Origin of the sequence: Pseudomonas sp. ADAK18 (assembly GCF_012935695.1) — a bacterium.
Classification (GTDB): Bacteria; Pseudomonadota; Gammaproteobacteria; order Pseudomonadales; family Pseudomonadaceae; genus Aquipseudomonas.
Window position 1 is genome coordinate 3,421,548 of sequence record NZ_CP052859.1, and the last position, 21,435, is coordinate 3,442,982.

General features: G+C 57.3%; 19 protein-coding genes and 4 tRNA genes. 7 read left to right on the top strand and 16 right to left on the bottom strand.

Annotated features, from left to right (window positions below; all coding sequences use genetic code 11):
- Positions 1–17: 17 nt before the first annotated feature.
- The 10 genes from HKK55_RS15365 to gltX form a co-directional block, all read right to left on the bottom strand.
- Entirely contained in the window at positions 18–953 is a 936-nt protein-coding gene (locus tag HKK55_RS15365) for a hypothetical protein (protein ID WP_237151258.1), read from the bottom strand.
- A 538-nt stretch (positions 954–1,491) separates the two neighbouring features.
- A complete protein-coding gene (locus HKK55_RS15370; protein ID WP_169355459.1) occupies positions 1,492–2,451 on the bottom strand; it encodes a tRNA-dihydrouridine synthase in 960 nt (319 codons plus the stop codon).
- Between the two features lie 67 nt (positions 2,452–2,518).
- The gene (locus tag HKK55_RS15375) at positions 2,519–2,950 is read right to left on the bottom strand and encodes a thioesterase family protein (RefSeq protein WP_169355460.1); all 432 of its coding nucleotides are present in this window, start codon (positions 2,948–2,950) and stop codon (positions 2,519–2,521) included.
- 49 nt (positions 2,951–2,999) lie between these two features.
- Entirely contained in the window at positions 3,000–3,833 is an 834-nt protein-coding gene (locus HKK55_RS15380) for an alpha/beta hydrolase (protein ID WP_169355461.1), read from the bottom strand.
- A 28-nt stretch (positions 3,834–3,861) separates the two neighbouring features.
- Entirely contained in the window at positions 3,862–4,401 is a 540-nt protein-coding gene (locus tag HKK55_RS15385) for a TetR/AcrR family transcriptional regulator (protein WP_169355462.1), read from the bottom strand.
- 178 nt (positions 4,402–4,579) lie between these two features.
- Positions 4,580–4,655, bottom strand: a tRNA-Glu gene (locus HKK55_RS15390).
- A 78-nt stretch (positions 4,656–4,733) separates the two neighbouring features.
- Positions 4,734–4,809: transfer RNA gene (locus HKK55_RS15395), tRNA-Ala, on the bottom strand.
- A gap of 50 nt (positions 4,810–4,859) precedes the next feature.
- Positions 4,860–4,935, bottom strand: a tRNA-Glu gene (locus HKK55_RS15400).
- Between the two features lie 79 nt (positions 4,936–5,014).
- Positions 5,015–5,090: transfer RNA gene (locus HKK55_RS15405), tRNA-Ala, on the bottom strand.
- A gap of 147 nt (positions 5,091–5,237) precedes the next feature.
- A complete protein-coding gene (gene gltX / locus HKK55_RS15410) occupies positions 5,238–6,719 on the bottom strand; it encodes a glutamate--tRNA ligase (protein WP_155585921.1) in 1,482 nt (493 codons plus the stop codon).
- A 196-nt stretch (positions 6,720–6,915) separates the two neighbouring features.
- On the opposite strand from gltX, the gene HKK55_RS15415 reads away from it, so the two are divergent.
- Together HKK55_RS15415 and HKK55_RS15420 are read left to right on the top strand one after the other, a co-directional pair.
- Positions 6,916–7,962, top strand: coding sequence for an HlyD family secretion protein (locus tag HKK55_RS15415; protein ID WP_169355463.1), 1,047 nt, complete (start codon positions 6,916–6,918; stop codon positions 7,960–7,962).
- A gap of 49 nt (positions 7,963–8,011) precedes the next feature.
- Entirely contained in the window at positions 8,012–9,502 is a 1,491-nt protein-coding gene (locus HKK55_RS15420; RefSeq protein WP_178128884.1) for an MDR family MFS transporter, read from the top strand.
- Between the two features lie 311 nt (positions 9,503–9,813).
- On the opposite strand, the gene uvrB is transcribed toward HKK55_RS15420, so the two are convergent.
- Complete coding sequence (gene uvrB, locus HKK55_RS15425; RefSeq protein WP_169355465.1) at positions 9,814–11,829, bottom strand: excinuclease ABC subunit UvrB; 2,016 nt, start codon at positions 11,827–11,829, stop codon at positions 9,814–9,816.
- Positions 11,830–12,173: 344 nt separating this feature from the next.
- On the opposite strand from uvrB, the gene HKK55_RS15430 reads away from it, so the two are divergent.
- The 3 genes from HKK55_RS15430 to HKK55_RS15440 all read left to right on the top strand — a co-directional run bounded on the left by HKK55_RS15430 (position 12,174) and on the right by HKK55_RS15440 (position 14,092).
- Positions 12,174–13,370, top strand: a complete 1,197-nt coding sequence (locus HKK55_RS15430; RefSeq protein WP_169355466.1) for an amino acid aminotransferase — start codon at positions 12,174–12,176, stop codon at positions 13,368–13,370.
- A 298-nt stretch (positions 13,371–13,668) separates the two neighbouring features.
- Positions 13,669–13,878 carry a hypothetical protein gene (locus HKK55_RS15435; protein WP_155585926.1) on the top strand — a complete coding sequence of 70 codons (210 nt, stop codon included), beginning with the start codon at positions 13,669–13,671 and terminating at the stop codon, positions 13,876–13,878.
- Positions 13,879–13,930: 52 nt separating this feature from the next.
- A complete protein-coding gene (locus HKK55_RS15440) occupies positions 13,931–14,092 on the top strand; it encodes a DUF2986 domain-containing protein (RefSeq protein ID WP_169355467.1) in 162 nt (53 codons plus the stop codon).
- On the opposite strand, the gene HKK55_RS15445 is transcribed toward HKK55_RS15440, so the two are convergent.
- Complete coding sequence (locus HKK55_RS15445; RefSeq protein ID WP_169357879.1) at positions 14,062–15,018, bottom strand: alpha/beta hydrolase; 957 nt, start codon at positions 15,016–15,018, stop codon at positions 14,062–14,064. The two genes, HKK55_RS15440 and HKK55_RS15445, sit on opposite strands and share 31 nt — an antisense overlap.
- A 516-nt stretch (positions 15,019–15,534) precedes the next feature.
- On the opposite strand from HKK55_RS15445, the gene HKK55_RS15450 reads away from it, so the two are divergent.
- Positions 15,535–15,867 (top strand): DUF6124 family protein, encoded by a 333-nt coding sequence (locus tag HKK55_RS15450; protein ID WP_169355468.1) that lies wholly within the window; start codon positions 15,535–15,537, stop codon positions 15,865–15,867.
- A 22-nt stretch (positions 15,868–15,889) separates the two neighbouring features.
- Here HKK55_RS15450 and HKK55_RS15455 read toward each other — a convergent pair whose 3' ends face one another.
- Entirely contained in the window at positions 15,890–16,123 is a 234-nt protein-coding gene (locus HKK55_RS15455) for a hypothetical protein (protein ID WP_155585929.1), read from the bottom strand.
- Between the two features lie 165 nt (positions 16,124–16,288).
- Positions 16,289–17,587 (bottom strand): RES family NAD+ phosphorylase, encoded by a 1,299-nt coding sequence (locus HKK55_RS15460; RefSeq protein ID WP_169355469.1) that lies wholly within the window; start codon positions 17,585–17,587, stop codon positions 16,289–16,291.
- Between the two features lie 157 nt (positions 17,588–17,744).
- Between HKK55_RS15460 and HKK55_RS15465 the strand changes: the two genes are divergently transcribed.
- Complete coding sequence (locus HKK55_RS15465) at positions 17,745–19,079, top strand: hypothetical protein (RefSeq protein WP_169355470.1); 1,335 nt, start codon at positions 17,745–17,747, stop codon at positions 19,077–19,079.
- A gap of 759 nt (positions 19,080–19,838) precedes the next feature.
- Here HKK55_RS15465 and HKK55_RS15470 read toward each other — a convergent pair.
- A complete protein-coding gene (locus HKK55_RS15470; RefSeq protein WP_169355471.1) occupies positions 19,839–20,363 on the bottom strand; it encodes a hypothetical protein in 525 nt (174 codons plus the stop codon).
- A gap of 86 nt (positions 20,364–20,449) precedes the next feature.
- Positions 20,450–21,433: a DUF4365 domain-containing protein gene (locus HKK55_RS15475; RefSeq protein WP_169355472.1), complete on the bottom strand. Its 984-nt coding sequence runs from the start codon at positions 21,431–21,433 to the stop codon at positions 20,450–20,452.
- Positions 21,434–21,435 lie beyond the last annotated feature (2 nt).

The window sequence follows — 21,435 nt, forward strand, 5'->3', positions numbered from 1 at the left end:
ATTCGACAACGGTCACTTTAAAAAAGGCCCGTTATTGTGTGAGGCTGATACGGCTTGCGACCTCGCTTGCCATAGTCTTCTTCAACCCCTTCAATTACCGCCACCGAGTGCCCACGCCGCTCTACCGTACCAATCATGCCATTGAGCAGATCCGACAAGGGAACGGGTTTGATATGATTCTTCAACCCCAGTCGCAGCAAGCCTTCGCGGGAGTATTCACCATCATTCAGGGTCTTTATCGCCTGATTGAAGCTGCGCGCCGCGGTTCTATCGTTATTCTCCATCTGCGCTCGCTTGGCGCTTGCTGCAAACAGAAAGTGGGCATCCTTGAGCATTTCCTGATCTCGCCCCATGAATTGCGACCCTCTGATTGCCACTTGCAATTCTGCATCGCTGAATTTAACTTCAACCCCATCCCTCATTACCACTTCATACCCGCCACCTGTTGTCTTTACCTCTTTAAATATATCTGAGGGTTTCTGACCAAATTTCATCATGGCTGCCTTGATTGCAGACACAGTGACACAGTTGCCATCGGGCCCTTGCCTGAAGCCACCCCATATATCATTTGGTTTCTTACCGGGGGTACGCCCAGGAGAAATTGGAGATGGACCAATAGGGGATGGGCGGACAGGAAACGGCGTAACAGTTGCGGGAGCAACAGGGGTAGGTGCAGCTGGAACGACAGGTTTCGCAGGTGGCGAGAAGAAAGTTCGAAAAAGATTTATCGCCATACTGACCATACTAAAGATGGCTTGAAGAGCCTCAGCCATTTCTTTCAAGCTATTATGGGTAGTGGCACTCCCGGACGTGCCAACAGAGGCCCCGCTATAAGCTATTTTCGGCCCTGCTTGTAATTTTTTAGTTTGCGTAGAAGCGGCCGCCCTCTCAACTCCTTCATTTCGACACATCCCACTCATAACAGCATCGCTTAACACACTTGAAACATGCATAAACTTCTCCTGAACGATCGATTTAAAAACATTAAGCAACTTAAAAACAATAAAGCACTGATTAGAAATCAGGCGCCATCTACTTGTACTTAATGCTCTTCGTCAGTGGCCAGTCGGGTCAGCAGGTTCCAGCAACACAAGTAACCACAAGCTGCGAAATCTCAAAAATGACGATATCGCCATAGGTTTAATCTGGTGCCATGTGAGATTTTTCCGATCAATTCAACGCGCACAAACAACCGAAAACCCGCGCCCTTGCACGCCTGCATCACACCGAGAGGGCATGAACGGAGCCAGATCACCTGACGAAAACCGTATTGGCCTCTTGTCATTTCTTGCCGTACTTGATCAAGCAGAAACGCACCTTTCAGGCCTACCAACGCCTAAAAGACGCGCACAAAAAAGGGCGCCAATGGCGCCCTTCCTGACTGCTTGAACGTGATGCGTGATGACTCAATGTTGCAAAGCCGACTCTCGTAGCACTCCCCTCTAGCTAAGAACCGCTGATTGCAGATCAAGGGGTTTTTTCAGAAACACTTCACGCTGCTTCGGGGTGAGCCATACCGAGCAATCGGCTGACCTGCTGCAGATCAGTTTCCCGGCGCAGGGCGGTAAACAGCTCCACCGCTTGGGGGTAGTTGCGCGTCAACATCGCGAGCCACTGCTTTAAACGGCCCGGGGCCTGGCGCTCCGTCAACTGCGCGACCGATTGCGTCCAGAATTCCTGAAGCATCGGCTGCATCTGCGCCCAGGTCATCTCCACCACTTCTTCGCCGGCACGCGCCGCCGCAATCTGCCGGGCCAGGTCGGGGCGAGCCACCAGGCCGCGACCGAGCATGATGTCTTCGACACCGCTGATTTCCCGACAACGCCGCCAATCCTCGACGCTCCAGATATCACCGTTGGCGAACACCGGCACCTTGACCACGTCCTGCACCCGTGGGATCCACTCCCAGTGGGCCGGTGGCTTGTAACCGTCGGCCTTGGTCCGTGCATGAACGACGATATGAGCCGCTCCACCTTCGGCCAGTGCCGTGGCGCAGACCAGCGCACCGTCCGGGCTGTCGAAGCCCAGGCGCATCTTGGCAGTGACTGGGATATGCGCCGGCACCGCACGGCGCACGTGTTCGACGATCTGGTTGAGCAGCTCCGGCTCCTTGAGCAGCACCGCACCGCCTCGGGATTTATTGACGGTCTTGGCCGGGCAGCCGAAGTTCAGGTCGATGACCTCGCTGCCCAACTCGCAGGCCAGCGCGGCGTTTTCCGCCAGGCACACCGGGTCGGAGCCCAGCAATTGCACACGCAAGGGCACGCCAGCAGCGGTTTTGGCACCGTGCAGCAATTCCGGAGCGAGCTTGTGGAAGTAAGCAGGCGTCAGCAGGCGGTCGTTGACCCGGATGAACTCGGTCACGCACCAATCAATACCGCCCACCTGGGTCAGCACGTCCCGCAGGATGTTGTCGACCAACCCCTCCATGGGCGCCAAAGCAATTTGCATGGAAAACACTCAACAAAAAACGTGGCGCAGTTTACTGGGTTTCCCACAACAACCGTTAACCCCTGCGTCAGATAGGCAACGCCGGGCCATAGCCGTCGATAAACTCCGCCGGCATGCGCTTGGGCTTGCCGCTGGACAGCTCGATGCAGACAAAGGTGGTGTGTGCCCGCAGCAAGGTAGCACCGTCGCTGGGGCGGACCAGTTGAAAGCGTCGGGTCATTTTCAGGCGCTGATCCCAGTCGACAATCCAGGTCGCCAGTTGCAGTTCGTCGCCCTCATAACCCGCCGCCAGGTAGTCGATCTCATGGCGCACCACGGCCATGGCGCGATCCAGGCGTCGGTATTCGGTCAGGTCCAACCCCAGACGCTGGGAGTGACGCCAGGCGCAGCGCTCCAGCCAGGAAACATACACCGCGTTGTTGGCGTGACCCAGGCCGTCAATATCCTCGGGCGCTACCTGCAGATCGATGATAAACGGCGATGCCAAATCCCAGCCCATGCTTTGCTCCCGGTCGATTAATGTCGGCGGCAGCAGTGTAACCCAAGGCTCAGGCGGTTTGCCGCTCCGGCAGGCGAGAACCGGCCAGCAACGCCAGCACGCCTTCGATGACTCGCGGATCGGCCAATACCTTCTGGTGGCCGCCCTGCTCCAGGCGCATCAGGCGGCTGTCAAACCACGCTTCATGGATCATCTGGGAGGCTTTGACCGGAACAAACGTGTCGTCTTCGGCGTGCACGATCAGGCCCGGCATGTTCATTTGGTAATGGGCTACATCCAGATGCTTGAGCGGCATACCCAAGGTGAACTCGACTTGCTGGATAAACGCCGAACGTGCGCGAGCCGGCAAGCCGACCACACCGGCAAACCCACGCAACACATCGAGAAAACGCGACGGCGCAGCAATGCTCACCAGCGCCTCGGTGCGCAACCCCAATTGGACAGCCAGCATCGCGCTGGCGCCGCCCATGGAGTGACCGACAACGGCATGTAATGGCGGCAACTCGGCAGCGGCTTCCAACATGGCTCGGGCAAACAGCAGCACATGCGCCTCACGCCCGGGCGAGCGACCATGCGCCGGACCTTCCAAGGCAATCACTGAGTAACCGGCGTCCACCAGCGCGGTGATCAGGCTGGCAAACTGCGTCGGGCGCCCTTCCCAGCCGTGCATCAACAACACTGCCGGCCCTTGGCCCCAGCGCAGCGCCGACAAACCGAAACGCAAGGTCATGCGCTCCGATTGCGCCAACAGCGGCAGCTCCCAATCACGGGGAGGATGGTTACGAGGCGTCATAAACGCCCGGCGCATCTTGCTGGCCACCGTTTGGGGCGCCAGGCGACCCAAGGTGCCATTGACTCCACGAACCCATTTAAGCGCGCTCATCACTCACTCCCAAGGCCCAAGGCCGTCCTCAGCGCACGGCCGACTTGGCCGCGCGCAACATGCGATCTGACAACTCTCCAGGCCCGAGGGCGCGGGCCAACGCCAAGCCACCGACCATCAACGCCATGTCAGCCAGGGCTTTGTCGGTGTCTTCAGGACTGGCGGCCAACTGGGCCGCCATCAGTTCAACGTGCTCGTTGAGCACCCGCCGAAAGTCGTCCGGCAAGCGGCCCATCTCCCCCACCGTGGCGGGAATCGGGCAGGCTTGGGCGGTGGAATCACGGTGCTTGCGTGACAGGTAGAACGCCGCCACCAGGGCGCGTCGCTCTTCTCCTGTCAGCTCGGCGTCCATGTCGTCGACGGAAGCACGACGCTGGGCCAGCAATTGATTGAAGGCCTCCAGCATCAACGCATCCTTGCTTTCGAAATGGGCATAGAAACCGCCCACGGTCAGCCCCGCCGCACCCATTACTTCGCCCACGCTGGGCTCGGCCGGGCCACGCTGGACCAGCGCAGCACTGGCGGCCTGAAGAATGCGTTCACGGGTTTGCGCTTTTTTATCGTTCATCGCTGCCTCCGAATATTACGAATGAAATATTATTCTCATCATAATATTTAGCAAGTCATTGAGGTGACCATTGGTCAGAAGAAGTATCAAGGAGAGAGGAAATTGGCAAACGCTAGACAAACAAAAGGGCCATTCAATAATTGAATGACCCTTAAAAATCCCGCAGAGCGGGTAATCGTGGCGTCCCCTAGGGGACTCGAACCCCTGTTACCGCCGTGAAAGGGCGGTGTCCTAGGCCACTAGACGAAGGGGACACAAACCTTCTGTACAACGTGATCAAACTGAGTCTGATCAGTTCAAGGACGGTGTGGCCAGACCTTGAACGTGTAAATTGGTGGAGCTAAACGGGATCGAACCGTTGACCTCTTGCATGCCATGCAAGCGCTCTCCCAGCTGAGCTATAGCCCCGGATTTTTCGCCTCGCGGCGCAGCAGACCTTTCGAGCTGCTTGTTGAAACTGGCGTCCCCTAGGGGACTCGAACCCCTGTTACCGCCGTGAAAGGGCGGTGTCCTAGGCCACTAGACGAAGGGGACACAAACCTTCTATACAACATGATCAGGCTGAGTCTGATCGAATTCAAGGACGGTGTGGCCAGACCTTGAACGTGTAAATTGGTGGAGCTAAACGGGATCGAACCGTTGACCTCTTGCATGCCATGCAAGCGCTCTCCCAGCTGAGCTATAGCCCCTCGTCGGTGAGGACGGGGCGAATCTTAAGGGCGTATTGGAAAGCTGTCAAATTTTTTTTCAACAATTTCCAAAATTTTTTGCCGACATAACAATCACTTACCGACTAAACCCCGGAAAACCGGGGTTTAATCGTTACAACCGCTTACTTAGGCGATAGCGCCCAGCAGCTTTTCCCATTCCTTGTTTTCTTTCTTCGACACACCACCAAGCAAATCAAGGGCTTGGCGCAGGCGGAAACGGGTCAGGTCCGGACCCAGAATTTCCATCGCATCGAGCACCGATACCGAACTGGCTTGCCCGGTGATCGCGGCAAACATCAGTGGCATGGCATCGCGCAGTTTCAGTTCGAGGGATTCGACCACCGCCTGGATGGTCGCTGTAATCGCATCCTTCTCCCACTGACGCAGGCTTTCCAGCTTCCACAGGATCAACTGCATCAACTGACGAACCTGATCACCCGAGAGCTTTTTGGATTCGAACAGCTTGGCATCCGGGTTCACGCCACCGGCAAAGAAGAACCCGGCCAACGGTGCGATCTGGCTGAAGGTTTCCACCCTGCCCTGCACGTGCGGTGCGATCTTCATCATGTACTCGGGGTTCAACGCCCATTGCTGCACACGGCTGGCGAACTCTTCCACCGGCAAGTCACGCAACCACTGGCCATTGAGCCAGGACAGTTTCTCGACGTCGAAGATCGGCCCGCCCAGGGAGACACGGGACAGGTCGAAGTTATCAACCATTTCCTGCAGCGAGAACTTCTCGCGCTCGTCCGGCATCGACCAGCCCATGCGGCCCAGGTAGTTGAGCATCGCTTCCGGCATGAAACCCATGCGCTCGTAGAAGGTTACCGAGGTCGGGTTCTTGCGCTTGGACAGCTTGCTCTTGTCCGGGTTACGCAGCAGCGGCATGTAGCACAACTGCGGCTGTTCCCAGCCAAAGTATTCGTAAAGCAGGATCAGTTTCGGTGCCGATGGCAGCCACTCTTCGCCACGCAGTACGTGGGTGATGCCCATCAGGTGGTCGTCGACCACGTTGGCCAGGAAGTACGTCGGCAGGCCGTCGGTCTTCATCAGCACTTGCATGTCCATACGATCCCACGGGATCTCGACATCGCCACGCAGCATGTCCGGCACCACGCAGACGCCTTCGCTCGGCACCTTCATGCGGATCACGTGGGGCTCGCCAGCGGCCAGGCGGCTGGCTACTTCTTCCTTGGACAGCAGCAGTGCACGGCCGTCGTAGCGCGGGGTTTCGCCCCGGGCCATTTGCTCGGCGCGCATCTGGTCCAGTTCTTCGGCGGTGCAGAAGCACGGGAAGGCATGACCCATGTCGACCAACTGCTGGGTGTACTTTTTGTAGATCTCGCTGCGCTCACTCTGCCGGTACGGGCCATGCGGGCCGCCGACGTCCGGGCCTTCAGCCCAGGTGATACCCAACCAGCGCAAGGCATCGAAAATCTGCTGTTCGGACTCGCGAGTCGAACGCAGTTGATCGGTGTCTTCAATCCGCAGGATGAATTCACCGCCATGCTGCTTGGCAAAGCAGTAGTTGAACAAAGCGATGTAGGCAGTGCCAACGTGGGGATCCCCAGTGGGCGATGGCGCGATGCGCGTGCGGACGGTGGTCATGGCGGGTCTCGAATGGGCAATAAAACTGAAATTGAAACAAGGGGCGAATGGTAACAGCCCCAGGCACTCGGGCTCCAGCGTACGAAGGCTAACAAAGGGCATATAGGCCAAGCTTCGGTCTAAAGTTCAGGCATAGCTATTTGCCAGAACCTTGACTGGCTATATTCCATTACCTTTTGTTACCGACATCGCCCTCATGCCCGCCCCACTGAAACGCCGCCTGTTTATCTTCCTGTTTATCGTGGTCCTGATCGCCGCGGGCTTCTTCGCCCAGTGGTTCTTCAAGGGCCGCTTTTATGAAAGCACCGACAACGCTTACGTCCAGGGCGAGATCACCCGCGTGTCCAGCCAGCTCGGCGCGCGGATCGTCAACGTCCTGGTAGGTGATAACGAGCACGTGGAGAAAGGCCAACTGCTGGTCAAGCTCGAAGGTGATGACTTCCATCTGGCCGTCGACCGTGCCAACGCCGCCCTCGCCACCCGCGAAGCCGAACGCTTGCAGGCCATGAGCAAACTGACTCAGCAAGGCAGCCTGATCGCCGCCGGAGAGGCTCAGGTGTCGTCCAGCCAGGCCAGCCTCGGCCGTGCACAGATCGACCTGTCTCGTGCCCAAACCCTGCGCAAGCCCGGCTATGTCTCGGAAGAACGGGTCACCACCCTTTCCGCCGATAACCATATCGCCCGCTCCCAGGTGGCCAAGGCCCAGGCCGACTTGCAGGGCCAGCGCCAGCAGGTCAACGCCTTGAACGCCGAGATCAAACGCCTCGACGCACAGATCGCCAACGCCCGCGCCGACCTGGCCCAGGCCGAACTGAACCTGACCCGCAGCGAAATCCATGCGCCCATCAGTGGCCTGATTGGCCAACGTGCCGCGCGCAATGGCCAATACGTGCAAGCCGGAGCCTATCTGTTGTCGATCGTTCCGGACCAGGACATCTGGATCCAGGCCAACTTCAAGGAAACCCAAATCGGCCACATGCAGGCCGGGCAAAAGGCCGAATTGACCTTCGACGCCTACGGCGACACACCGATCGAGGCGCGGATCGACAGCCTGTTTGCTGCGTCCGGCGCACAGTTCAGCCTGTTGCCGCCAGACAATGCCACCGGCAACTTCACCAAAGTCGTACAACGGATTCCGGTGAAACTGACCTTCGCCGCCGATAACCCCCTGCACGGTAAAATTCGCCCCGGCATGTCGGTGACCGTCAAAGTGAACATCAAAGACCCAAACGATGGCCGGTGATCAACTGCTGCGCCCTGTCGGCGAACCGACCCGGCGCGACTGGATCGCGGTGATGAGCGTGATGCTCGGCGCCTTCATGGCAGTGCTCGATATCCAGATCACCAACTCGTCCCTCAAGGACATCCAGGGCGCGCTGTCGGCCACCCTGGAAGAAGGCTCGTGGATTTCCACCTCGTACCTGGTGGCGGAAATCATCATGATCCCCCTCACCGCGTGGCTGGTGCAGTTGTTGTCGGCACGACGGCTGGCGGTGTGGGTGTCGGCGGGGTTCCTGGTCGCATCACTGATGTGCTCCATGGCCTGGAGCCTGGAAAGCATGATCGTGTTCCGCGCTCTGCAGGGGTTTACCGGCGGTGCACTGATCCCCCTCGCCTTCACCCTGACCCTGATCAAACTGCCGGAACACCACCGTGCCAAAGGCATGGCGATGTTCGCCATGACGGCCACTTTCGCGCCCTCCATCGGCCCGACCATCGGCGGCTGGCTCACTGAAAACTGGGGCTGGGAATACATCTTCTACATCAACATACCACCCGGCCTGCTCATGATCGCAGGGCTGCTGTATGGCCTGGAGAAAAAGGACTCCCACTGGGAGCTGCTGAAAAGCACCGACTACCTCGGCATCGTCACCATGGCCGTGGGCCTTGGGTGTTTGCAGGTGTTTCTTGAGGAAGGCCATCGCAAAGACTGGCTGGAGTCGAGCCTGATTGTCAGCTTGGGCACCGTCGCCCTGTTGAGCCTGATCACCTTTGTGATCGTGCAGATGTCCAAGCCCAACCCGCTGATCAATCTGCGCATCCTCGCCAATCGTAACTTTGGCCTGTCGAGCATCTCCAGCCTGGGGATGGGTGTTGGGCTGTATGGCTCGATTTATTTACTGCCGCTGTACCTGGCACAGATCCAGAACTACAACGCCCTGCAAATCGGCGAAGTGATCATGTGGATGGGCGTTCCGCAGTTGTTCCTGATTCCGCTGGTGCCCAAACTGATGAAGTACGTATCGCCAAAATGGCTGTGCACATTGGGTTTCGGGTTGTTCGGCCTGGCGAGCTTTTCCTCGGGGGTGCTCAACCCGGACTTTGCTGGCAGCCAGTTCAACCAGATCCAGATCATCCGCGCCCTGGGGCAGCCGTTGATCATGGTGACGATCTCGCTGATTGCCACCGCGTACATCCTGCCGCAGGACGCCGGGTCGGCTTCAAGCCTGTTCAACATCCTGCGCAACTTGGGTGGCGCGATCGGGATTGCGCTGCTGGCGACCTTGCTGGATGCGCGGACCAAGACCTACTTTGACTACCTGCGCGAGGCGATCGTACCGAGCAATCCGCAGGTGGCGGAGCGAATGGCGATGTTGACCGAGAAGTTTGGCAATGAGACGGCCGCGCTGGGCAAGCTGAGTGAGATTGCGCATCAGCAGGCGCAGATCATGGCCTACAACGATGCGTTTCACTTTGTGGGGTTGGCGCTGGGGGTCAGTATGGTGGCGATCTTGTTGACCAAGGCGTTGCCAGCGGGGCTTAAGGCTGGGGAGACGCATTAGACCGAGGTGCCGCCATCGCGGGCAAGCCCGGCTCCCACAGGGGAATGCATTCCAATGTGGGAGTTCAGTGAGATTGTGCATCAGCAGGCGATGCGCTTCATTTTGTGGGATTGGCGTTGGGGATCAGTAGAGTGGCGATTTTGTTGGCCAAGGCGTTGCCGGCGGGGCTTAAGGCTGGGGAGGCACATTAGGCCGAGGTGCGGCTATTCGCGAGCAAGCCCGCTCCCACCTTTGACCGAGTTGTTCAGACGAACGCGATCAAAATGTGGGAGCGGGCTTGCTCACGAAGAGGCCCCAACAGTCACTGCAAATCAAACAGCCAAAAGCCGCTCGCGCAACTTACCAATCTCATCCCTCATCTGCGCCGCTGCCTCAAACTCAAGATCCCGCGCCAACTGGTACATCTTCTCTTCCAACTGACGAATCCGCTTGGTGATCTCACTCGGCGAGCGCAGTTCGTTCTCGTACTTGGCGTTTTCCTCGGCCGCCTTGGCCATGCCCTTGCGCTTCTTACTACGCGAGCCCGGCACGGTGGCGCCTTCCATAATGTCGGCGACGTCCTTGAACACCCCCTTGGGCGTGATGCCATTGGCCAGGTTGAACGCAATCTGCTTGTCACGGCGACGGTCGGTCTCGCCAATCGCCCGCTCCATGGAGCCGGTGATGCGGTCGGCATACAGAATAGCCCGGCCATTAAGGTTACGGGCGGCCCGGCCAATGGTCTGGATCAACGAGCGCTCGGAGCGCAGGAAGCCTTCCTTGTCGGCATCGAGAATCGCCACCAGCGACACTTCCGGCATGTCCAGGCCTTCGCGCAACAGGTTGATGCCCACCAGCACGTCGAAGGTGCCCAGGCGCAGGTCGCGGATAATCTCAACGCGCTCCACGGTGTCGATGTCCGAGTGCAAATAGCGCACCCGCACGCCGTGGTCGGCCAGGTAGTCGGTCAAGTCTTCGGACATGCGCTTGGTCAGCGTGGTCACCAGCACCCGCTCCTCCAGAGCTACACGCTTGCTGATTTCCGAGAGCAGGTCGTCGACCTGGGTCAACGCCGGGCGGATTTCGATTTGCGGGTCCACCAAGCCGGTCGGGCGCACCAACTGCTCAACCACACGCCCGGCATGCTCCGCTTCGTAATTACCCGGAGTGGCCGAGACAAAAATCGTCTGCGGGCTAATATTTTCGAACTCATCGAAGCGCATCGGCCGGTTATCCAGCGCCGACGGCAGGCGGAAACCGTATTCCACCAAGGTTTCTTTACGCGAACGGTCGCCCTTATACATCGCGCCGACTTGCGGCACGCTGACGTGGGACTCGTCGATCACCAGCAAGGCGTCGGCCGGCAGGTAGTCAAACAAGGTGGGCGGCGCCTGCCCGGACTCGCGACCCGACAGGTAGCGCGAGTAGTTTTCAATGCCGTTGCAGTAACCCAGTTCGAGGATCATTTCCAGGTCGAAACGGGTGCGCTGCTCCAGCCGCTGGGCTTCCACCAGCTTGTTGTTGGAGCGCAAGTATTCCAGACGCTCGACCAATTCTTCCTTGATGCCGTCGATCGCGCCCAGCAGGGTTTCCCGCGGGGTCACGTAGTGGCTCTTGGGGTAGAAGGTGAAGCGCGGCAGCTTGCGGATCACTTCGCCGGTCAATGGGTCGAAAGCCGACAAGCTCTCCACTTCATCATCAAACAGCTCGATGCGGATCGCTTCCAGGTCGGATTCCGCCGGGTAGATGTCGATCACATCACCGCGCACGCGGAAGGTGGCCCGGGCGAAGTCCATGTCGTTGCGGGTGTACTGCAAGTCTGCCAGGCGACGCAGCAAGGCGCGCTGGTCGAGTTTGTCGCCACGGTCGACGTGCAACACCATCTTCAAATAGGTTTCCGGGCTGCCCAAACCATAGATGCACGACACCGTGGTGACGATGATCGCGTCCTTGCGCTCCAGCAACGCCTTGGTCGCTGACAGGCGCATCTGTTCGATATGGTCGTTGATCGACGCGTCTTTCTCGATAAACGTATCGGAGGACGGCACGTAGGCTTCCGGCTGGTAGTAGTCGTAGTAGGAAACGAAGTACTCCACCGCGTTGTTCGGGAAGAACGCCTTGAACTCGCCATACAGCTGCGCAGCCAGGGTCTTGTTCGGCGCCAGCACCAGCGTTGGGCGATTGATCTGGGCGATGACATTGGCAATGCTGAAGGTCTTGCCCGAACCCGTCACCCCGAGCAGCGTCTGGTGCGCCAGCCCGGCCTCGATGCCTTCGACCATCAGGCGGATGGCTTCCGGTTGATCGCCGGCAGGCTCAAAGCGGGTGACTAACTGGAAATCCGACATAACGTACCTCTGAAGTCACCCCAGGCCAGTAAAAACCGGTGGGGACGAAAAAGACCGCGACCCGCGACTTCTCAGTGCAGGTTGCAGGAAAAAACCATGATAGCTGTAGAAGTGGTGGCGAATGTGACGGGTTTCAAGGCAAACGTCTTACATGCCATGGGGCATCAATGTTGCAATAAGACTAACGGTCGAGAAATAAACCGAAAAACTTGGCCGAAAAGCCATTTCGGCTGTCGCCGCGAGCGGTGATGGCCTCTATACTAGCTCCCCGTTTGTGCATCGCTCTAGTGCATTCGGCTGGAGCGCGACACGTCCCTCCTTTCCCCACTCAGAGCCGCCGCAAAATGAGCCTGTTCTCCGCTGTCGAAATGGCACCACGCGATCCAATCCTGGGCCTCAACGAAGCATTCAACGCCGATACCCGGACCACCAAGGTGAACCTTGGCGTGGGCGTTTACTGCAACGAGGAGGGGAAAATTCCACTCTTGCGTGCCGTTGCCGAAGCGGAAGCCATTCGCGTGGCGCAACACGCCGCCCGTGGCTACTTGCCGATCGACGGTATCGTTGCCTACGACCAGGCTGTGCAAAAGCTGCTGTTTGGCAATGACTCACCGCTGATCAGCTCCGGCCGTGTCATCACCGCTCAAGCCGTCGGCGGTACCGGCGCACTGAAAATCGGTGCCGACTTCCTCAAGCAACTGCTGCCTGACGCCGTCGTCGCCATCAGCGACCCAAGCTGGGAAAACCACCGCGCACTGTTCGAAGCGGCCGGTTTCCCGGTGCAGAACTATCGCTACTACGACGCCGCCACCCACGACGTAAACCGTGCCGGCCTGCTGGAAGACCTCAACGCCCTGCCGCCACAGTCCATCGTTGTGCTGCACGCCTGCTGCCACAACCCGACCGGCGTCGACCTGAGCCCGGCTGACTGGAAACAAGTGCTGGACGTGGTCAAGGCGAAAAACCTCGTGCCGTTCCTCGACATGGCCTACCAGGGCTTTGGCGACGGAATCGACGAAGACGCCGCTGCGGTGCGCCTGTTCGCCGAATCGGGCCTGACCTTCTTTGTGTCCAGCTCGTTCTCCAAGTCGTTCTCGCTGTACGGCGAGCGCGTCGGCGCACTGTCCATCGTCACCGACTCCAAAGAAGAAAGCGCGCGCATCCTGTCCCAGGTCAAACGCGTGATCCGCACCAACTACTCCAACCCGCCGACCCACGGCGCGGCGATTGTGGCTGCGGTATTGAACAACCCTGAGCTGCGCGCCCAGTGGGAAGCCGAACTGGCCGAAATGCGCCTGCGCATTCGCGGCATGCGCGAGCAGATGGTGGCCGAACTGGCCAAGGCAGCTCCGGGCCACGACTTCAGCTTCGTCGGCCGCCAGCGTGGGATGTTCTCCTACTCCGGCCTGACCGTTGAACAAGTCACCCGCCTGCGCAGCGAGTTTGGCATCTACGCCCTCGACACCGGCCGCATCTGCGTGGCCGCGTTGAACCAGGCGAACATCGGTGCCGTGACCAAGGCTATCGTTCAGGTGCTGTAAGCCTGAGCGTGCAGCAAAAAGGGGGAAGCCAGTGGCTTCCCCTTTTCGTTGCGCCAACACTAAGCGTTTGATGAGCTTTTGTGGCGAGGGGGCTTGTCCCCCGTTGGGCTGCGCAGCGGCCCTAAAACCTGCCACCATGAACTTTCTGAATAAACGCGGTGCCTGAATTAGGGCTGCTTCGCAGCCCAACGGGGGACAAGCCCCCTCGCCACAGGTAAGTAAGCACCTGAAAAACTCCCTGCTTTCACGCGCTACCCCTAGACTAGTAGCAAGACTACCCCTTTGCTGTGAGAACCCCATGAGAAACGACGACCTGGACCTGCGTGCCGACCGCGACGAACTGGACCACTTCACCCCTCGCGCCCCTCAAGCCAAACGCCAGAAAAGCCTGGTGCTGCAAGTCGCCCTCGGCGTCTTCCTCGGCGGCTTGGCGTTGTGGCTGGTACAACTCGGCGCCGGCGCCCTGATCGCCAAGCTGGCCATGGGCACCCTGCAGTTCGGCGGCTGACCAATCAATTTAAACTGATACTATTCAAACAGTTACCCGCTGAGCAAACACCATGAACCGCCGTAAAAAAATCAAGCAGCTCTTAAAGGCCCACGCCAAAAAAGCCAGCGCCAAATTGGCACCCGCCAGCAAAGATAAATACATCAGCAAAGCTGACCGACTGAAGCTGGAAGCTGAACCCACTCAGGACGAAAGCACTTCCTCCGAGCGCTGACCCACCTTCCGCGCCTCGATACGAGCCGTGATCCACTCACGGCTGTAAGCAAGCACGCTGCTGGCCATCGCAGTCGGAAAATGAATAAACCCGTGGGCCGCAGACGGCAACAGGAACACCTCAACCGCTGCTGACTTCACCCACCGCTCAGCCAAATCAAGCGTGTCGTCCCTCAGCGGGTCCAACTCACCGACAAACATCAGCGCAGGCGGTAAACCGGCAAAGTCGCCATACAGCGGTGACAACGGCGGCTGCCGGCGTTCCTCGTCGCTCAGGCCCGGCGTGAGCAGTCGCAACGCCTCAACTATCCCGGGCCCATCCAACAGCAGCGTTTCAGGGCCCGCCGCGCGCACGCTCGGCGTACCCGTCAAATCGTAAACGCCGTAATACAACAGCGCCCCGCTCACCCGCTCAAGCAACGCGGGCCATTGCTTCAACGCCAGCAACGTGGCCGCACCAAGATGCGCCCCGGCCGATTCACCCACGACAATCACCGGCAAACCGGCAAACTCCTGACAGTCGTCACCCAGCAGCCAGCGGGCGGCCACCAGACAGTCCTCCATCAGGCCTTCAACCGGCGTGCTGACCGCAAGCCGATAATCCACCGAGACCACCGCCACGTCGCACGCCTTTACCATGGCCGCGTTAAGGTCGTCATCCATCTGCGCATTACCGATCACCCACCCACCGCCGTGGATATCCAACACCACGCCTTTGGCTTTGCCTTTCGGCCGGATGATGCGCACAGGCACAGAAAGGCCGCCCACACTCACCCACCGGCTTTGCGCCTCTAGCCCGTGCTTGAGCAACTTGCCCGCGCCGGCCATTTGACTGGCGCGCAACAGCGCCTGGATCACACGGGGCGTGAAGCGATTACGGATTCGAAAGCGCGGCAACCAGGCGAGCTTCTGGTTGAAACGCTGCATTTGCGCCAACTCACGCTCGCTGGCAGGCCAGAGCTTGTGGGTTCCCAATTCGAAACTCCTTCTTGGCGGTGGTTGCGCAGGGTAGATACATTCAACGTGGCCGCAACACTGAGCCATACCGGCTCGCGGAGATCAACCCTTCCAGCCTGTCGACGGTCCCTAACTTCGGTGGGTAGTTGCTTCGCCTGGGTAAAAAGTCAGGCGTTTTGAAAGACAGTAGCACCTTGCTCCATTGCCTACGCTTGCGTCAGAATCCGCCGGCTTGTGCGCTTGGGTAGGGGTCTCTAAGGTTGCTCGGTCGCTGAAAACTCAGTGATCGGGTTTAGTAGCCCTGGCTTGAATACTTAAGTGCATGAACTTCATCTTCCAGACGTCCTGTCTGTGCTTGATGGTGGCTGTGCGTAGGGCGCTTTCGAGCGCGCCGGTTTTAAGTATTCACCGGTCTACTAACCTGCGCACAGCTGCCACCCTTTCGTTTAGTAGCGATGAGGTGGTGGCCCGCTCAGGAATACTTATATGTTCAAAGTCACGCCAAACCCTCCAAACACCCCGGATCTGAAACTCCACCAGGCTGCCCAACGCGCCATTAATCACTACCTCAATCCCGGCACTGATGCCGAGACCGCCCCAAAGACCGCCGCCCTTTTTAGCGTCGCCGCCGGCGCCAGCAACGAAACCCTGATCGCCAACAGCTACGAAACCACCTCCTCTATCAGCGCCCTGCTGCTCGACCTGTCCGACGAACTGACCGGCAAAGACCGCGACGTCGCGCTGGCCATTCACCAACTGAGTGAGTTGAGCGTATTGCTGATCGGCAAACTGATGGACCGCGAAACACCGTGTAGCTAAAGCCCAACGCGGTCCTGCGGGACTAGCCCTTCAACTCACCCAACCGATGACTCGCCGCGTCGTCGTAAGCCACATACAACGACTCGGCGATTTGGCTTTTGATGGCCTTAGCGCTTTCCAGGCCCAACACAAAACCCTCGGCTTTGCCGCCTGCGCGGTTCAGGTCTTCTTTCGTGTCAGCACCGGTGATGGCGTCGAGGAGCTTGATGGCGTGCGGGCCTACGCCTTTGGGGAGGCTGATTTGGTCGATGCTCATGTGCGATACCTTGGGGAATTGAAGTCGGTAGCGCGTGAAACCACTGCCGGGGTGGCATGGTAGACCAGCGTGGGGATTAAAGGGGTGGTTTTGGCCAAAAGCAGTCATTCCGATGCGTCTAAGAACTAGGGGCGATTCAGTGCCTTTGCAGAGAAGCATCGCTTCCTAGCCCAAGTTCAGCCGCTTGCGTGTCTCGTCGCTCATGAAGATATCGTAGATATGGCGATACTCGCGGGCCTGGGTCTCAATAGCAGTTACCTTGTGATACCGAATTGAGTCGTGCACAACAATTACCTTGGTAGGTGGCTTAAACGGATTGTCCAATTCGACCTCGACCACAACGGGAGGCTTTTCGTCGCCAAGTCTTTCAGCATTGGCCTCCGGCGGCGGTACATAGGCAAGGCGGCTTGCCTCGGGGAACAAGACTACGTTGGTACCCGTCTCGCCCGTCTGCACGGATGGGAAGACCAGACCGTCGACCTGCTTGCCAAAGCGCAGCCGTAAGTACTCGAACACCACCTGGGTCGAAAGATAGCTCAGCTCATCATTACGAGCCTTTGGCCTGGACATCTTTTTGACAAGTGAGCCCAAGAATACCTTGCGGTGTAGTGCATCACGAAACCCCACGTCCAGAAGCGACAGATCCGGGGGTTCAACCTGGTCTAGGGCCGTGAGGTCAAGGAGCTTCAGTTCGGCGACTGGAGTCAGCGCTGCGCTCACCACGTGATCCCCGGTGATGGAGCGGATTTCGCTCAGACAGGTCTCTCGCTCCAGCGCGCAATACAGAGCGGAGATTCCGTTCGGCGTCATCCTTTGACTGCTTGCCATGAACCTCGGAGTTGGGCCGAATTGACCAGCGGGATCATTGATTATTTTCTCTGCTTCGCTGAAGCCTTTAGCAAGACGCGCACGGTACATCAAGTCGCCATTTACTATGGTCCGGATGGCTTCAGGCTTAAGTCCTTCGTCATCGGCGACCAACATAGAGAAAACCGAGTCGAGAAATTTTCCGGCATTCGCGTTGAAGAAACGGTGCGTGTACAGCACACCCTCAACGAACTGGTCCCAAAAACCTTCGTAGGAGTTCACCTCCATCGCGTCATCTTCGCCATAAAAGTGCGTAGTGTCGCCGACATCATCTAGATTGAATTCGGAGGGAACGCCGCTACGCAAATCGTCGAAATATGATTCATTTCCGAGATCCAACCATTCCGAGAGAACAATGTCTATTTCTGCAATGGGGAACAGTTCAACCCTGGCCCCATACATCATGCTGAGCTCGTATTCCGAGAGATCCTCCTTACGGGCAATATTCTCGCTAACCCGGGCATAGACGTATTCAAATAGAACATGGGCCTCAATAGCCGTCCCACGGCGCTGGCAATATTTGCATTCAGCTTCCTGACTGTGCGCATCGAACAGCTTCTTGAGAGTTTCCGGAGTGACACATTCAATACAAATCATCGCTTCTTCCTGAAGGTTCTTTTTCCCATGCATGCCTGGAGACATTTACTTAGCAAAGCTCGCAGCGCTGGTATAACCGCAAAAGCGGCAGCTGATTGCTAAGGTAACCTCCTTCAGGGATCATTTAAACTGACATGCCAAGGAGGCCGAGCCACTCATGTCCACAGATAAATCTCTTGTTGCTGCCCTTCAAGCGCTATGGGACATCCCGCCACCCGGCCCACAGAACCTCTGGAGCAGCCGGGAGTTCGTCGCTCTGAAGGAATTGCTCACCAAGCGTTACCGCAGCGGAAAATCCACCTTCGGGCTGGAGGCCTCCATCGGCAATGCGCTTAGGTCTCTGGGTCTACCATGCAGCACCCCGCATCTGCTCCACCAGCCCAGGCCCGACATGGACAAGGTGGCCGCCGCGTTGGCTCACCAGTTTCAACGGACCACCACTAGGCGGCGATACCTATGCCCGCTTGATATGGCCGATGAGCTCCCGTCCTTTAAGTTTGGCAATGCCCGGATAGGTCGATTCGCAGCTGCCGAACTTGAGATTTTGTTCAATGCGCCCCGCTTAGAGCGCTGTTATCCCGGTATACGGCTGGATACTCAGCGCCTGTCCCAGTTTCATTGGATGGTCGTAGAGGAAGACATCTCGGTTCAAGGCGAATCGGGCAATCGCCAGTTCTCCTGGCTGGACGTCCCCTTCGGAAAGGATCTGGGCGAGATTGTTCCCCACAGTGGGCGCTTCCCCGCGGCGGTAGAGCGCGCGCTGTTCTTCTTGCTGCTGGCGCCATGGGAAGGCTGGGCCGAGATGACCGAGGTGGACTGGCGGGGTTTCCGGCTGCCTTGGGTATACACCCTCGACAATGACCTGTGTGCGTTCCCACCTCCGCCGCCGCTCCCAGAGCAGCTGTCGTGGGAGCCATACGCTCATCAAGTGGACCACGACGAGTGGGAAGAATCCGAACGCCCGCTGTGGCTGCGAACCTGGGCAACCGCCGAGGATGTGCGGCAGGCGCTGGAAGCTAGGTGGGCGCTGCTGCAAGCAGCGCGTACCCAGGCGTCGGAACTGTTCTCAACTCCGGTGGAGCACTTCCTGGTCCGTGCATTCCTTTCCTATGGCATCGATGAAGTGATGGCTCACCTCATCATGATTGAGGCCGCGTTTGGAGCTGAGGCAGACCACAGGCGCAAGCTACGACTGGCAGGCGATAATCACGACGAATCGGCGACACGCAGGGTTGCGGCAAGACTGAGCGCCGCCATAGTCGAGCCGGGCGCAGCGAAGGAGTATCTGGACCTTTACGACATGCGATGCACCTACGTTCACGGGCGCCCTGAAGGTCGTGTCATCTCCAGCCAACAGCGGGTCTTGGCACGTCGCCTTGCACGCGAAGCGGCAAACTCCTTGGTTGGCCTAGCGCAAGCACAACAGTCCCGCGAAATCGTCCTGCTCGACTTGCTCAATCGCGGCGTGGCGAACCTCCCTCCCAAGCCGTGACCATGCGGCTATGTCACAGGACTGCTATGCACATGGCGGCATGGGGAAAAGAGCTTGGGGGAGAAAGGGTCAAGGGAAGGCGTTTAAGGGGAACAGGCCTTGCCCTACCCGAAAAAGCTACTGGCTCACCTTCAGGTCCTAACACCGGCCTCCAGATACGGGAAAAGGGTGAAAAAGCCAGCCTTCTCCTCGCCGTCATCCAGCTCGGCGTCAGCTGTAGTGCTCAAAAACAACCCCAGTAGTTATCCAAGGGAGCTCCGGCCTAAATCCAAGAGCAGTGTGATGCCGGGCACTTCAAGGGCAGCGACCGAGCACACTGCAATGATCACCACGGATGGACGCAAAGCTGACAGATCGGTATTGATCTCTCTGTCATTGTTTCGCGTGGTCCGCCGCTAACTCAGTCGCAGCCTCATGAAGGTAGGGGGTGTGTTGCGAATGTCCGCGTTGGGTCGATTGCTGTCTGTGGCGAAGGGCTGCAATCGACCCAGGCTGTGTGAAAACGCAGACATCGCTTTGAAGTCTACGTCGCTATGTAAAATCTGCCAGCGCTTGCTTAGTCAGCAGACCTAAAATTTTCATAGGCGCGCGATTTCCGTTCCGGTACTGACCGTCAAACCTGCTCTAACACGTTCTCACACAGCCCGAGGCCCAAAGCCGACATTCAACAAACCTAACGCCCCTTAGGCGAAGTTGTGCCTGAGGGGATGAAGAAATTAGCGGCTAAAGTGAACTAGCTCTCACAATTTTGTGAATTTGCTACGCATACATTGCGCGTATCTCTTCATAGAGAGTTTTGCGCTTCGCAAGAATGTTGGCTCTATAAGCTTCCAAGTCCTCCTCTTTAAGGTTTGTGTTTCCATGCCAAGCAATTCGCCTAAAGTCTTTAATGTACTCGCCGTACTCACGTAAAAGCTCTTGGGCTTTAGTCGAGCCAAAAAGTATTAATTTCCCTTCTGCACTTGCAAGCTGGCTAAATTTATCAAACAGATCTGTTTCGGATTTTTTTATTCTAACTGGCAAGTCTTCGGGTGGCTTTTTATCACGTTTTGAGTAACGGACGTGCTCGACCATATAAGCCCAGTATGTAAGGACTGCAGAGGAGAAATCCTCTGTTTGGGCTGCCACCTCCTCAATTAGCTCTCGCTGTCTTTTTAGTTTGGTCTTTGAAATCTCATTATCATGTTGGAGTCGGGTAACCCAATAAGTTGAAATTCCGGAAATTAAGGCTCCAAGACCGATTTTCACTATTGTGTCTATAATGCTAAAAAAACTCATGTCCATATTGAATCTCGTGGCAGGAAATGTCAGCGCGATCTCTGACGGGAGATTAGATAGTTAAAAATAAAATCTTTTAATACGAGGCTTATTTAGCTCTCAAAAGCATCCTGAAACCTTCGAATTCGTGGGAAGCGCCGAAAATATGACGCCGGTACCATCTCAAAGAAAGCTTCTTGAGCAACGTGTAGACTGCCTTCATCTTGCATTTGTCCATCTGCGACGAGGCGGGTTTCCTCTTGATGGATCAGACGAACTAGGGCACGGCCTCTCGAGCTGAGCGGCGCAACAAAGTGCGGGTGCATATCACGATCTACCCAGTCGATGAGACAGTCTGAGAGGTCGATGTGAGCTAATCCTTGTGCGACAAGGAATTTTACGAACCCAAATGCAAATTGGTGCTCCTGGTGCCCCATGCCCATTCCATGTGGGGAGTTTGCTGCCTCAAGATTGTATTCTACTGAGTTGACAACCATATCCATGCCGTAGTAGATGCTGCGACATATATTGGTTAGCCCATGAACAAATAAGTCAAAATAGCTTAAAGGGAATGTCCCCTCATTGGATTTAGTAGCTATTAAGCATCGAAGAATTTCCGGTATTTCCGAGATGAAGGGTTGGTCTAGAACGCCGGCATTTTCAAATATTGCAATAGCATCTGTTTCTTCTAGATGATTTGACGACAGCACTTCTATAAAAGCACTTTCTTCACGTGTACTTCTAAGTGCTTGCCGTGCATCAGCCCAATAGCTTTTATTGGTATCCGGATCATGCAGAACAAGCAAGACAGGAAGTGAAAATGACTCCCAATAGTTTCTATGCTTGCGTTCAGGGTAAAATTTCCATCCCTGCAAAGTCGGATTTTTGAAATAAGACGGACCAGATTTTACTTGCACCGCCACTATCCGGCCTGTAGCAAATCCCTCAGCGTTTACGAATTCGATATTTCCATCAATTCCCACATCCCCTGTACCCGTTTCGCGCCAAATCTGATTTCTTCGAGCTGCATAAAGCTGGACAGCGGCAATACCTAAACGCTCTTGTGTGTACGTTGTGCCTGCTTTCGGCAAATCCATTG

Bases quoted from the DNA above. Each gene is read 5' to 3' on its own strand.
- HKK55_RS15365 (WP_237151258.1), bottom strand. From the start codon at position 953: ATGCATGTTTCAAGTGTGTTAAGCGATGCTGTTATGAGTGGGATGTGT.
- HKK55_RS15370 (WP_169355459.1), bottom strand. From the start codon at position 2,451: ATGCAAATTGCTTTGGCGCCCATGGAGGGGTTGGTCGACAACATCCTG.
- HKK55_RS15375 (WP_169355460.1), bottom strand. From the start codon at position 2,950: ATGGGCTGGGATTTGGCATCGCCGTTTATCATCGATCTGCAGGTAGCG.
- HKK55_RS15380 (WP_169355461.1), bottom strand. From the start codon at position 3,833: ATGAGCGCGCTTAAATGGGTTCGTGGAGTCAATGGCACCTTGGGTCGC.
- HKK55_RS15385 (WP_169355462.1), bottom strand. From the start codon at position 4,401: ATGAACGATAAAAAAGCGCAAACCCGTGAACGCATTCTTCAGGCCGCC.
- gltX (WP_155585921.1), bottom strand. From the start codon at position 6,719: ATGACCACCGTCCGCACGCGCATCGCGCCATCGCCCACTGGGGATCCC.
- HKK55_RS15415 (WP_169355463.1), top strand. From the start codon at position 6,916: ATGCCCGCCCCACTGAAACGCCGCCTGTTTATCTTCCTGTTTATCGTG.
- uvrB (WP_169355465.1), bottom strand. From the start codon at position 11,829: ATGTCGGATTTCCAGTTAGTCACCCGCTTTGAGCCTGCCGGCGATCAA.
- HKK55_RS15430 (WP_169355466.1), top strand. From the start codon at position 12,174: ATGAGCCTGTTCTCCGCTGTCGAAATGGCACCACGCGATCCAATCCTG.
- HKK55_RS15435 (WP_155585926.1), top strand. From the start codon at position 13,669: ATGAGAAACGACGACCTGGACCTGCGTGCCGACCGCGACGAACTGGAC.
- HKK55_RS15440 (WP_169355467.1), top strand. From the start codon at position 13,931: ATGAACCGCCGTAAAAAAATCAAGCAGCTCTTAAAGGCCCACGCCAAA.
- HKK55_RS15445 (WP_169357879.1), bottom strand. From the start codon at position 15,018: ATGCAGCGTTTCAACCAGAAGCTCGCCTGGTTGCCGCGCTTTCGAATC.
- HKK55_RS15450 (WP_169355468.1), top strand. From the start codon at position 15,535: ATGTTCAAAGTCACGCCAAACCCTCCAAACACCCCGGATCTGAAACTC.
- HKK55_RS15455 (WP_155585929.1), bottom strand. From the start codon at position 16,123: ATGAGCATCGACCAAATCAGCCTCCCCAAAGGCGTAGGCCCGCACGCC.
- HKK55_RS15460 (WP_169355469.1), bottom strand. From the start codon at position 17,587: ATGATTTGTATTGAATGTGTCACTCCGGAAACTCTCAAGAAGCTGTTC.
- HKK55_RS15465 (WP_169355470.1), top strand. From the start codon at position 17,745: ATGTCCACAGATAAATCTCTTGTTGCTGCCCTTCAAGCGCTATGGGAC.
- HKK55_RS15470 (WP_169355471.1), bottom strand. From the start codon at position 20,363: ATGGACATGAGTTTTTTTAGCATTATAGACACAATAGTGAAAATCGGT.
- HKK55_RS15475 (WP_169355472.1), bottom strand. From the start codon at position 21,433: ATGGATTTGCCGAAAGCAGGCACAACGTACACACAAGAGCGTTTAGGT.